This window comes from Sphingomonas natans, assembly GCF_030546695.1.
Classification (GTDB): Bacteria; Pseudomonadota; Alphaproteobacteria; order Sphingomonadales; family Sphingomonadaceae; genus Sphingomonas_I; species Sphingomonas_I natans.
The window spans coordinates 320,587-333,516 of sequence record NZ_JAUOTP010000005.1; the positions used below are offsets into that span (position 1 = coordinate 320,587).

The 12,930-nt window shown below is 65.3% G+C and carries 8 protein-coding genes; 5 read left to right on the forward strand and 3 right to left on the reverse strand.

The window, feature by feature from the left end:
- The first annotated feature begins 117 nt into the window (after nt 1–117).
- The 5 genes from Q4F19_RS13200 to Q4F19_RS13220 all read left to right on the forward strand — a co-directional run bounded on the left by Q4F19_RS13200 (nt 118) and on the right by Q4F19_RS13220 (nt 7,236).
- Nucleotides 118–1,092 (forward strand): LysR family transcriptional regulator, encoded by a 975-nt coding sequence (locus tag Q4F19_RS13200; protein WP_303543270.1) that lies wholly within the window; start codon nt 118–120, stop codon nt 1,090–1,092.
- A gap of 159 nt (nt 1,093–1,251) precedes the next feature.
- Nucleotides 1,252–1,545 carry a hypothetical protein gene (locus tag Q4F19_RS13205; RefSeq protein WP_303543272.1) on the forward strand — a complete coding sequence of 98 codons (294 nt, stop codon included), beginning with the start codon at nt 1,252–1,254 and terminating at the stop codon, nt 1,543–1,545.
- A gap of 54 nt (nt 1,546–1,599) precedes the next feature.
- Entirely contained in the window at nt 1,600–2,862 is a 1,263-nt protein-coding gene (locus Q4F19_RS13210; protein ID WP_303543274.1) for a TolC family protein, read from the forward strand.
- A gap of 5 nt (nt 2,863–2,867) precedes the next feature.
- Complete coding sequence (locus Q4F19_RS13215; RefSeq protein WP_303543403.1) at nt 2,868–4,010, forward strand: efflux RND transporter periplasmic adaptor subunit; 1,143 nt, start codon at nt 2,868–2,870, stop codon at nt 4,008–4,010.
- 1 nt (nt 4,011) lies between these two features.
- On the forward strand, nt 4,012–7,236 hold the full coding sequence (locus Q4F19_RS13220; protein WP_303543277.1) for an efflux RND transporter permease subunit: 3,225 nt from the start codon (nt 4,012–4,014) through the stop codon (nt 7,234–7,236).
- Nucleotides 7,237–7,274: 38 nt separating this feature from the next.
- Here the strand turns inward: Q4F19_RS13220 and Q4F19_RS13225 are convergent, their stop codons facing one another.
- Genes Q4F19_RS13225 through Q4F19_RS13235 form a run of 3 tightly spaced genes read right to left on the reverse strand, consistent with a single transcriptional unit; the run spans nt 7,275 to nt 12,827 of the window.
- A complete protein-coding gene (locus Q4F19_RS13225; RefSeq protein WP_303543279.1) occupies nt 7,275–7,895 on the reverse strand; it encodes a lytic transglycosylase domain-containing protein in 621 nt (206 codons plus the stop codon).
- Nucleotides 7,876–10,824 (reverse strand): MobF family relaxase, encoded by a 2,949-nt coding sequence (gene mobF / locus Q4F19_RS13230; protein WP_303543281.1) that lies wholly within the window; start codon nt 10,822–10,824, stop codon nt 7,876–7,878. Before mobF ends, Q4F19_RS13225 begins: the two co-directional genes overlap by 20 nt.
- Nucleotides 10,821–12,827, reverse strand: coding sequence for a type IV secretion system DNA-binding domain-containing protein (locus Q4F19_RS13235; protein WP_303543283.1), 2,007 nt, complete (start codon nt 12,825–12,827; stop codon nt 10,821–10,823). Before Q4F19_RS13235 ends, mobF begins: the two co-directional genes overlap by 4 nt.
- Between the last annotated feature and the right edge of the window lie 103 nt (nt 12,828–12,930).

The following is a 12,930-nucleotide window of genomic DNA, read 5'->3' on the forward strand; positions in this document are numbered from 1 at the left end:
CGATCTTCTATCGCCTCTCGAAGGCACGAGCCTTCGGTATTAGCATTAACGGTGCTTACGCCCGGTGCACTTCATAAGCATCGCGCATTTGGCATATAGAAGATATAAGCGACCGTTATGGGCCGGCTGGATCTAAACCTGCTGCGGGTGTTGGACGCTATGTTTACGCACCGTTCAGTCTCGGCCGCCGCGCGCGCGCTCGGCCTGACCCAGCCTGGCCTCAGCATTGCACTCAAGCGGTTGCGGACGCATTTCGGCGACGAACTCTTCGTTCGCCAAGCCGGGGTTATGCTGCCAACCGCCCTAGCAGAACGGCTGCGCGAGCCGACCGCCCGCACCATGGCGACGATTCGTGCGGAAATACTTCCCGCCGGGAAGTTCGATCCCGGCCGCTCCGAGCGATCCTTCGCGATCAGCTTGTCCGATCTCGGCGATCTCGTCTTCTTACCGGATCTCGTTGCCCGCCTTCGGACGGTGGCGCCGGGTATCTCGATCCGATCGGTCGCGTCCGAACCATCGGTCCTGTTCCGTGGCATGGCGGAGGGAACAATTGATCTCGCCATCGGCCATCTTACCAACCTCGATACAACGAGCTTCTACGAGCAAACCTTGTTTGAGCAGGGGTTCGTGTGTCTGGTCCGCAAGGATCATCCGACGATCGGCGATGCACTGACGATCGACCTATTCTTCAACGCCGAGCAAATCGTTGTCACACAAGAGGGCCGCAGCCAGGAGCGCTTCGAGAAGCGCATGCGAGATTTGGGCCGCGAGCGTCGGATAGCGCTACTCTCTCCGCACTTCATGAGTGTGCCGCTGCTGGTGGCGCAATCGGACATGATCACGGTCGTGCCGGCGGCGGTCGGGCGGATCTACGCCAGGCTGCTCCGGCTGAGGATGCTGCCCATACCCTTCGACGTTCCCGCGGTGGAGCTCCGGCAATTCTGGCACCGACGCGCCCATGCCGATCCGGCGGTCACCTGGCTGCGTAAGATCGTAGCCGACCTGTTCGTCGGTCGCGATCCGACCCTGAGCGCACAATCGCCCTTCTGGTCCCGTCTTCTCGATAAAGCGGGTAGTTCTGGCGAGCTTTGACCTGGCCGGGGAAGCTGACACTCGTCATACGGCCAGAGACGATTTTGGCGCGGGTCGCAGAGGCCGGTCATCGACCTGAATCCGCAAGGGTTACGGCACCGACGCCTTGTGATAGTGCTCGAACAGATGCGGTCGCTTATCGCCATTCTTGCATGCCTTATGCTGGTCCTGATGGCCTCGGGCGCGGCTGCGGGGGCGACGGGGCTCGGCTGTGTCGAGACCATCGGTGAGGTGGCCGTGCAGATGGCGGGGGACTGCGACGAGGTGCCGGCAGACGCCGACAAGAACTATCCTCATTGTCACACCGGCTGCCACGGCCAGCACGTCGCCGCGCCGATGCCGTTCCGCGCCATCGTGCCGATTGCCGATCTCGCACGCGAATATGCCGCCATCGCCTTCGTCAGGTTGACGGCGCGACGCGTCGACCCCGCTCTTCGACCTCCCCAGGCCTGACGTCGTCGCCGGGCGCAATCGCGCGCCCGCACCGCACACGTCAGGAGCAAATCCATGCATCGCATACTGGCGGCCTTCCTGGCCGCGAGCGTCTGCGCACCGTCGCTGCAGGCGCAGTCTAACCCGCCGTCATCGGCGGAGCCGGCATTGACCCTTGATGAGGCGTTCATGGCGGCCGGCGCCACCTCGCCGGCCATCGAAGCGGCGAAGTCCGGTGTGACCGCCGCGCAGGCCCAGCGCACCGTCGCGGGACTTCGTCCGAATCCATCGCTCGACACGATGGCCGAGAACGTCGCCGGCAGCGGCGTCTACAATGAGCTACGGTCGACCGAGACGACGGTCGGTCTCTCCGTTCCGATTGAGCTCGGTAACAAGCGCGGTGCGCGCGTCGCGGTTGCCAACGCACAGCTCGATCGCGCGACTCTGGACGCGGCGATGGCGCAGGCCGACCTGCGCCTACGCGTGACGCAGGCCTACAACGATGCGGCGGCAGCCGAGCGCCGGCTGACCAACGCCCGCGAGCAGGTCGGCATCGCGAACGAGGTGCTGCGCGGGGCCAAGGTCCGCGTATCCGCCGGCCGTGCTTCGCCGCTGGAGGAGCAACGCGCCGACGTCGCCAGGCTGAACGCGCAGGGCGCCGCCGAGCGTGCCGAACGGTCCGCCTCAGTCGCAATGGAAAACCTCGCCCGGCTGATCGGACGCGGCGCGACGGCGCTTGATGCCGCCTGGTTCGCTCGGATCGACATGACCGGCCGCCGCCGGCCGACGAGCGGACAGGACACGCTCGCTGGTGCGGCAGCGCAGGCCGATTTGACCACGGCGACCGCGCAGGTTCGGCTGGCGCGAAGCCAGCGCATCCCGACCGTGACCGCCGGGGCCGCCGCCCGCCGACTAAACGCCAGCAACGACACGGCGGGCGTCGTCAGCCTTTCCGTGCCGCTGCCCCTCTTCAACAACGGTCGCGCGGCGGTGGATCTCGCGTCCGCCCAACGCCAGCAGGCCGATGCGCAGCGCCGCGTAGCCATGCTTGACGTCGAGCAGGCGATCGCATCGGCAACGGCCGAGGCAGACAACGCGGCTACGACCGCCCGCAATGCCACCGGGCCGACGCTCGCCGCCGCGCAGGAGGCCGCCCGTATCGCGCGGATCGGATACCGTGAGGGCAAGTTCGGCCAGCTCGACCTGCTCGAGGCCGAGCGCACGCTCGCCGACACCCGCACGGCCGCGATCGACGCGCTCGCCGCCTACCATGACGCACAGGCCCGGCTGGAACGGCTCGCCGCCCCGGCGCCCACCGCCGCGAAGGACGCACGATGAAGACGATGACCTGCCGGATGCTCCTGTCCGCGCTCCTGCCGCTCGCGCTCACTGCGTGCGGCAAGTCCGAAAGCAAGGCCGACGACATGGCCGGGATGGATATGTCCAAGGAGGCCGGGAAGCCCGCCGACAAGGATGCCGTCGTTCTATCCGCCAGGCAGATCGCCGACGCTGGCATCGAGACCGCGCTGCCGACAGTGGGTGGTATCGCCGGCGCCATCGAACTGCCCGGCCTCATCCAAGGTGATCCACAAGGCATGCAGGTAGTCTCCGCAACCATCGGCGGGCGGCTGGTCTCGCTCACGCGCAACCTGGGGCAAAGCGTGAGGCAGGGCGATCCGATGGCGATCATCGAAAGTCGCGAGGCTGCGTCTCTCAAAGCCGAAGTCGAGGCGGCGCGCGCCCGTGCTGGTCTCGCCCAATCGAACCTGCGGCGGGAGCAGCGCCTATTCGCCGAGCGTGTCTCTCCGGAGCAGGATCTGATCGCGGCACGCACTGCCGCGACCGAGGCCGGCATCGCGCTGCGCCTCGCCCAGCAGCAACTTGGCGCCACCGGCGGTGGTGGTGGAGCGCTTAATCGCATCGCGATGCGCTCGCCGATCTCGGGCCAGGTTATCGCCCGACCGGCGGTGCTCGGTCAAACGGTCGACGTCAATGCCGAGCTCTACCGGGTGGCAAACCTGAAGCTAGTCACGGTCCAGATCTCGCTTCCCCCCGCCGACGCGGGCCGCGTCCGACCGGGCCTGCGGGTCGTGGTCTCGGCGGCAGGGCGTAAGCAGGATGGCCGCGTCACGTTCGTCTCACCCGTGCTCGACGAGAACACGCGGCTAGTGCAGCTGATCGCCGCACTGAGCAACGCTGGCGGCACCTGGCGCGTCGGCGAGCCCGTCACGGCCGCGATCATGCTGCCGTCCACCGGCGACCGCAGCGTCGCGGTCCCGTCCACTGCCGTGCAGTCGGTCGAGAACAGGACGGTGGTCTTCGTGCGGACGGCGACCGGCTTCCGCGCGCTGCGGGTCGTGACCGGACGACGCAACGGCGACCAGGTGACCATCACCTCCGGACTCGCCGGCACCGAGCGTGTCGCCACTACCAACAGCTTCACGCTCAAGGCCGAACTCGGCAAGGGCGGCGAGATGGAGATGTGATGTGATCTCCCGCCTCGTAACATTCTCGGTCGAACGGCGCTGGCTCGTCCTGCTGCTCACCGCCATCGCCGCGCTCGCAGGCGTCTTCGCCCTTCAGCGCCTGCCCATCGACGCCGTTCCCGACATCACCAGCAACCAGGTACAGGTAAACGTCCTCGCGCCGTCGCTGTCGCCGGATCAGATCGAGCGGCAGGTCTCGTTCACGATCGAGACGTCGCTCGCGGGCATCCCAGGCCTGAAGTTCACCCGATCGCTCAACCGCAACGGCTTTGCACAGATCACTGCCGTCTTCTCAGACAGCACCGACATATATTTCGCAAGGACCCAGGTCGCGGAGCGGATGCGGATGGCGGAACAGCGCCTGCCGCCCGGCATCATGCCCGAGATGGGGCCGATCGCTACAGGCCTCGGCGACATCTTCATGTGGACGGTGGAGTATCGCGAGCTGGATCAGGTGAAGCACCGTGATGGCGAGCCGGGCCTCCAGCGCGACGGCAGCTATATCACGCCTGAGGGCGAACATCTCGTCAGCGAGGCGGACAAGGCGACCTATCTCCACACCGTGCAGGAGTGGATCGTCTCGCCGGAGCTGCGCGGCACCGAAGGCGTCGCCGGCGTCGACTCTCTAGGCGGCTACGACCGCGAATATCTCGTCGTGCCCGACATGCAGCGCCTGGCGTCCATGCGGATCACTATTCAGGATCTCGCGACCGCGCTGGAACGTAGCAATACCAGCGTCGGGGCAGGCACCGTTGATCTCAACGGCGCCGGGCTATTCGTGCGATCGGACGCCCGCGTCCGCACGGCTGACGAGCTGGCCCGTTCGATCGTGGCCACGCGCAAGGGGGTGCCGGTCCAGTTGAACCAGGTTGCCGCCGTCCGAGCGGGTCAGGGCATCCGCACGGGTTCAGCGTCCGAGAACGGGCACGAGGTCGTGGTCGGGACCGCTGTCATGCGGATCGGCGAGAACAGCCGCACCGTGGCGACGGCGGTTGCCGAGCGCCTCAAGGCAATTGGGAAGTCGCTGCCAGCCGACGTGGTGGCCAAGCCCGTCCTCGACCGCACGGAACTGGTCAACTCGACGATCGCCACGGTTGCGCGCAATCTCGCCGAGGGCGCCGTGCTCGTCATCGTCGTGCTGTTCGCGTTGCTCGGCAACTTCCGCGCGGCACTGATCGCGGCGCTGGTGATCCCTATCACAATGCTCCTCACCGCGACGGGGATGCTACGCGCGGGCGTCTCGGCCAATTTGATGAGCCTTGGCGCGCTCGACTTCGGGCTCATTGTCGACGGAGCCGTCATCATCGTCGAAAACGCTCTCCGGCGACTGGGCGAGCGTCAGCACGAGACCGGTGCTCCGCTGCCGCTGGCGGAGAGGCTCGCCGTCGTGGCGGCGTCGGCGCGTGAGATGATCCGGCCCTCGCTCTACGGCCAGGCAATCATCATCCTCGTCTACACCCCGCTACTCACCTTCTCGGGTGTCGAAGGCAAGATGTTCGAGCCGATGGCGCTCACCGTTATCATCGCGCTGCTCTTCGCGTTCGTGCTGTCAGTAACGTTCGTCCCAGCCGCCGTCGGCGCCTTCCTCGTCGGTCGCGTCGAGGAGAAAGAAAGCGGGATCGTTCGCTGGCTGAGGGACCGATACGAACCCGGCCTGGAAGCAGCAATGCGTCGGCCGAGCTTCACGATCGGCGGCGCCATCGCCAGCGTGGTGCTCGCGGCGTTTGCCTTCACGACGTTAGGGCAGGAATTTCTCCCCCAGCTGGATGAAGGCGACATCCTCGTACAGGCGTGGCGTCCACCCGGCACGTCGGTCGACCAGAGCCAGCGCATGCAGTTCGCGGTCGAGAAGACGATCAGCCGCGAGCCCGAGGTGCGCTATGCCTTTTCGCGCACTGGCACGTCCGAAATCGCGTCGGACCCCATGCCGCCCAACGCCACCGACACCTTCGTCATGCTGAAGCCGCGTAAGGAGTGGCGCGACCCCAGTCTGCCGAAGGCTGACCTCGTCGAGCGGATCGAGAAAAAGATCTCGACGATCCCTGGCAACAGCTACGAGATCACCCAACCGATCCAGATGCGCTTCAACGAGCTGATCGCCGGTGTGCGCGGCGACATTGCGGTCAAGGTGTTCGGCGACGACTTCAGTAGCATGAACGCAACGGCGGTCCGGATCGCCGAGGTGCTCCGCAAGGTGCGTGGCGCGGCAGACGTTCGGATGGAGCAGACCGAGGGTCTGCCGCTGCTCGACATCAGGCCCAACCGCGATGCCATGGCCCGCGTCGGCGTGACCGCCGGCGACGTGCAGGATCTCGTGTCCGCCACGGTCGGCGGCAAGCAGGCCGGGATGATCTTCGAGGGGGATCGCCGCTTCCCCGTCGTGATACGCCTCGACCAGTCGTCCCGTTCCGACATGCGGAGGCTTGGTCAGCTACCGGTGCCCACCGCGAGCGGATCGTTCGTGCCGCTGGCAAGCGTCACCGATATCGCGATCGGTGACGGGCCGAACCAGATTAGTCGCGAGAACGGCAAGCGGCGTGTCGTCGTACAGGCAAACGTGCGCGGGCGTGACGTAGCGGGCGTGGTCGCCGACGCTCAAGCCGCCATCGACGCACAGGTGGAGCTGTCCCCCGGAACCTACCTGCAATGGGGCGGCCAGTTCGAGAACCTTGCGACCGCGCGCCAACGGCTCGCGATCGTCGTGCCCGTCTGCTTCGCCGTGATCATGCTCCTGCTCTATGGCGCTTTGGCCTCGATCCGCGATGCGCTGATCGTCTTCACGGGCGTGCCATTGGCATTGGTCGGCGGCGTGCTCGCCCTTTGGCTACGCAGCATGCCGTTCTCGGTGTCGGCAGCGGTGGGCTTCATCGCGCTCTCGGGTGTGGCGGTGCTGAACGGGCTGGTGATGGTGTCGTCCATCCACGATCTACTCGATCGCGGTATGGAGCGATCGGAAGCGGTGCGCGCCGGAGCGCTGGTCCGGCTTAGACCGGTCACGATGACCGCATTGGTCGCCAGCTTCGGCTTCGTGCCAATGGCGCTTGGCCAGGGCGCGGGTGCCGAGGTGCAGAAGCCGCTCGCGACAGTGGTAATCGGCGGGCTGATCTCGGCGACTTTGCTGACGCTATTCGTGCTGCCGACGCTCTACGCGCGGTTCGGAAGCAGAGACGTTAGGCTGAGAAATGAAAGGGAAAACGCCGATCGCTTTATCCCACCGCTTCGCTGACGGGCTGCACGGGGACGCACCAAGGGATCTCGACGAGATTAGAAGATTTCCAGGGCCCCCTTGGCGGGAAAGTACGCCGAGGGGCGCCTGGCAGACTCCTCCCTGCTGGCGGCTGCAGGTGTCACTCGCCTTGACCGAACGGCAAAAATATTGCGGCCAAAGCGACGGCTGAGCTTGGAGGCCACGGACGCGGTATAGCGTTGCTGTCTGCGCTCAAGCGGGCTGTGATAGGCGCCGATCGCCTTCCAGTAATCATGCGTCACCGCCAGGCCGCCTAGAAAAATCCACCGCGCGGAATTCACGTTGAAACACGGGTCGTGGATGAGCCACCAGCGTACATGTTGGGGCGGCGTGCGAGTAACCGCCGCCAGCTTGGGGATCCACCAACTGTTAATCTGCAGGGGCCCAAGGTCGTGAGATCCGTCGGCATTCGCGATTTCAGCTCCAATCCGTCCCCCCTCCTGGTCGCGCAGACCCCATAGCGTTCGTTCGAGCCAGGTTCGGCCGCCCGACGCGATCGAAATGCAGCGAGTGAGATCTGTCTCGCTGCTTCCGATCGAGCGGCTTCCGGCCGGCGCGGCTGCGCTGATTGCCGCACCCGCCGCGATCGCGGCCAGAGACGTCGCGACTGCCCCCATATCAGCGGTCGCGTTGTCCATGAGCCGCATCGCGGCCGGTACTTGTGAAGTCCTTTGCCGGCGGCGGCTCAACGACAGGGCGCTCAAGCGATGACGGGTGCAAAATGCGGACGAGCAGATCGTCGAGCATCTCCGCGATCGACCGGGCGCCGGTGGCAATTCTTGTCGGCAGATCACGCCGAACACCCTTTTGATCCAAACGCCGCTCAAGCTGCACGTCTCGATGCTCGACGCGCGCGCGGACCTGCTCCTGGCGCAGCCGGTCCAACGCCTCCGCATGGCGCAACCCAAATCGACTGGCCCGGTCGCGGTCGAGGCGACCGAGCGCCTCAAGCGAGGACGTCTTCTCGCCACTGAAGCGAATGAGCTTGTCGATCAGCCTGTGCGGATCCTCGGTCCAAAGCTTCACGCCGAACCGTGCGCGGGTGATGGCGGTGTAATAATTCTGGGCGTTGACGAGCCCTGCATTGACCGGCGCGAGAACGTAAGCGCGCGCATAGGTCTTCGACTGAGCCGAATAGACGGTCTCCGCATAGCCATGGTCCCAGGTCTTGTGCGCTTCGAGATCGATGGACTGGATATGCTCGCCGCGATCCCATTTGATCGTGACCCGCGCTCCTTCGACCGCAAGGACTGTACCGCGCTCGGCGTTCTTCAGATCGAGATCGTGCGTTGCCAGGCGCCACTGGATGCGATCGCCTTGCGAAAGATCCCGCTCCTCCGTGTTGAACACATTGACGTGTCGGGCCTGCCCGAGCCGGGGATCCCACCGGATGATCCGGCCATTCTCGTCGAGCAACCGGACGATTTGCCGCCCGTTCGCGCCTCGCCCAAGCCCCAGCACCCGATATTCCGCGCCGCGCGCAAGCCCAAGCCCGGCATTGTGCTGCGTGAAGGTCACGACCTGTCCGCCGGAATAGAAGCGGGCATTGTGCTTTTCCTGATCGGACAGGCCGGCAGGCGTCAGCACCTGAAGGCGCGTATCCTCGGCGGCGATGACGCCTTCGCGCTTGAGCGTCTCCCTGATCTGCGCGTTGACGATAAGGCGGGTGGCATTATCCAGCACCAGGATATTCGTGCCTAGACGGCTCTCGGGCTTCAGCCGCGTCCACTCCGAGACAAGGCCTTTCGCCAGCACGGCTGCTTCGTCGCCGCTGGTGACCTTGTCGAGGTATTCAAGCGATGCGGCATAATTGCCGAGGCGCGCCTGCGTCACCGCCGCTTTCATCGAGCGCGTCTGCTGCCGCAGCGACTCCGTGAGTTCCGCGGTGGGCAGGCCGAGCCTCTGCATCAACCAGAACGCCTTGCCCTGTTCGATCGCGCCCGTCTGCTTATTGTCGCCGAGCAAAATCAGACGTGCGCCCGTCTGCCGGCTGATCTCAAGGACGCGCAGCGCCTGCCGATTTCCAAGCTGACCGGCTTCATCGAGAACCAGCACGTCCGAGGAGCCTAGCCCCCTACCCCCACCGGCGATCAGACTGGCCACTGTGCGAAAGTCGATGTCAGCCGTCTGTCCGAGGTTCGCGGCGGCCGACGACGTCGGCGCGAGCGCCGTCACCACCGTGCCTGGCTCCGCCGCCTGCTTCAGCGCTCGGGCGAGGGTCGACTTGCCGGCGCCCGCGACGCCATGGATCCCGCTGACACGGTCACGCGACATCGCGATTTGGGTCAAAGCCTGTTCCTGCTGCGGGGTCAGACCAAAGTGCTCGAAGACGCGGAGGAGGCGTTCGGCGCTCGCGATGGGGCGGGCATCGTCGAGTGCCAGCGCAAGATGTTGGGACAGCGCCAGCTCAACGCGCGCCGTCGCGCGCGTCGTACGGCCCCGGGTCAGGATATGGTCACCCGTCGGCTCGCGGGTCGCGAGAAGCTTCGCCCGTACTTCGTGCTCGGCAAGCAGGGGCCTGAGGTCATCGAGGCGCACCTCGCCCACATGCGAAGCGAGCCCGAGCCGAACCATTCGCCCGAGATTATTGACGGCCTCTCGCGTCTCCGCCTGGCGAATGCCGAACAAGGTCGCGCGGCGTGCCGCCATCGCCTCGACGGCAATAGACCGATCTTCCCTCGCCTTTGCGGACGAAAGCGTGTCGTAGAGAGCGTCGCGGTGCGGGGCGGAACGGGCGGTCCAAACCGCGTGGAGGGCATCGAGCCCGGCCTTTTCCTTGCCGCGACGAGTCTCGTAAAAGGACTGGCGACGTGCCGCTTGGCCCGTGAGCCCGTGCTCGCGGGCGTGGGCGTCGATCTGCTCGGCGCGCTGAGACAGTTCGGTGATGAGGGCTTGCGGAACGCCTTTGATTTCGAACAGACCGCTGCGCGGATCGGACTCGATCTCATAGCCAAGGCGCCTCAGATCGTGGGCAAGGGCATTACGGTAGACCTGACCGGCAACCATCTGCTCGGCAAACATCGCCCGCGTTTCCAGGCTGGCCATCGGATCGCCGTCGCGCGCATTGGTCATATTCATCACGACGACGTGGGTATGAAGATGGGGATCCAGCTCGCGGCTGGCATGCTCCGTAAACCGCGCGAACAGCAGGCGAGCCGTCGTCTGATGCACGACCCCGCCGTCTTCGCGCCGGCGCAACGTGGCATGCTCCTCCAGATAGCCAAGCGCCGAGCCGACGGCGGCCTCGTGGGCCGCGCTGATCCGCTCGTCTTCCATGACCAACGCCATTATCGACACGGATTTGGGCGCATTGACCGCAAAGTCCCAGCCGGGATGATGCTGGATCTCGCCATCGGCGCGATGCCGCCCGAGCTGCTGATCGTTGACGCGGCCGGCAAGCAGGTCCCGGAACGTCTGCGGATCGACCGGTCCTTCGAGGCCGAGCTCCGCGGCGATCCGTCCGCCCCACTCCGACGGTTCCAAACCACCCTTCGAATAATAATCGCCAACCGTATAATAGCGGGCAATGTTCGCGGAGCTGCCTTTTAGGCGACGCGGATGGATCATGCCGGCTGCGCCTGATGCGCCGGCCCGTCCTCACGGTCGTAGATCGCAAGTTCGATCCGGACCTTACCCCGCGCCGGCGCCAGCATCTGCGCTGCCGGACCTGACGCCCGCGCGCGTGGTCCCCGCTGTTCGTGCTCGGCGGATTGGAAAGGCAGCTCCTGATCCCGAACAGCGAGCGACCTTGCTTCGACGTCTTGAACGGACCTCGGCCTTGCACGTCTTTGTGAGGGCCGTGGCGCCGCATGGATCGTCTCGATCAGGGCTTTTCCATCCGTATCGCGCAATGGCGGCGTCTCTCGCTCGATAAAGCCGTCGGCAATGCTCGCGACCGAATTGAACGTGTCGGCGAACCGCACGACCGGCAGGTTTCGCCCGAACCGCAGAAAACCGGAGAGATTGGGAAGATTGGTCACCTCGGTGTGCATGACCAACGGGCGCGTAACCTGCATGCGCGACAGGTTCACCCCATCGCGCATATCATTGACGCCATAGGACATGCCTTCATTGGCCTCGACCTGCTCGACCTGCCCGAGATTCTCGGAGACGTGCTTGGCGGTCGGCGTGTCATTGGCGCGCAGCGCCACCCAGGTTGAGCAATAGCCGGTGATCGCCGCGGCATCCTGGATGCCATAGGTAGCTTCCAGTTGGGGATAGGATTGGAAGCCGAGGATGCCGCATCCGCCATATTTGCGTGCGCGGGCCAGGAAATCCGACAGAGACGGCAGCTTCTGAAGCGTCGGCAATTCGTCGATAACACAATAAAGGCGGCGGTCACGATCAGGCGCAAGGCTCATGATCGCGGAGATCGCGATATCGAGCCAGACTGTGATCAGGGGTCGGAGCGACGGCAGCTGATCGGCCTTGACGGTGATGAAGAGCCAGCCGTCGCCTTTCTCATTCTCGACCCATTCCCGGATCGACAGCCCTTTGCGCGTGTCGTCGAGATAGGAGAAGGATCGCATGACCGAGGCGAGTTCGGCCTGAATGCCGGCAGAGGTTCTCTCACCCTCGGTGCTGATGAACGCGGCCGCGTCCGTGCCGGCGGCGAATGCGGCCAGATCCTTCAGCTTCGAGCGAAGCAGGCGGTCGAGCAGGATCGAGACGAGCATTTCCTTTTCGCGGGCGAGCTTGCGCAGCACCGCCACCAGCGTCCCGCGCGCCGCTTTCGCCCAGAAAGGATCGCCGGCCTTGTCGGGGATCGTCGACTCCGCGATCTGATCATAATGATAGTCGCGCGGCACATCGCCCCATGGCGACCAATGGCTTGTTCTTCTGTCGAGCGGGTTGAGAATGATGTCGCGGTCGGGCCGGTAGAATTTCTCCACGAATGTGCCGGCCGTGTCGTAGATAATGGCTCGCCGCCCCTCCCGCCTGATGCCGTCGAGCATCTTGACGATGAGGTTGGTCTTGCCCGTGCCTGGGGCGCCACAAAGCAGGATATGCTCCGGTTCGAAGGCGGAGGGCACGAAGACGCCGCCGATCGCGAAGCTTCCTCTCCGCTGCCTTTGAAGTATCCGGCGGACTTGCCGCACCGTCCCAAATCTGGCGCCGCGAAGATACTCATTCGAGCCAAGCCCCCTGCCCGTCCGCGTGAAGGTCAGCCAGGCACAACCCAGCGCGAACAGTGCGAACAGGCCGGCGACGAGCGCACCATGGATCAAGGCGAGCTCTGCGGCATGGAGCGTCCGTTTCGCCAGCGCCCCTTCCAGCAGCCAATCGGCCGATGTCCAGTATGGGCGGCCGGCCGGGGTTTTGAACAGGATGGGGTCATTGGTGCCCGGTGCAGCCTCTGCCTTGAAACTGGCCTCGAGTAGCTTGGTCAGGACATAATGCTGGTAGGCGCTGGTGTGCTCGAGCGCCCACCAAATGGTTCCGATCACCCAGAGAGCGATCCCCGCGATCACCGTCTGGAAAAACACCTGCGTGGTCATCCGGACATTGTGCACGATCGCCTGCCCGCCGCGCGTCCACGAGCCGAGCGTGTCGTTGCGAAATATGCTCATCTCGGCAGGTCCGGGTCGAGCAGACCTCGGTCGCGAAGCAAGGCTCTGGCTTCAGCCATGCCCCGCTTCAGCGTATCGGGTGCGCGGTCTCCCACGGACGTCG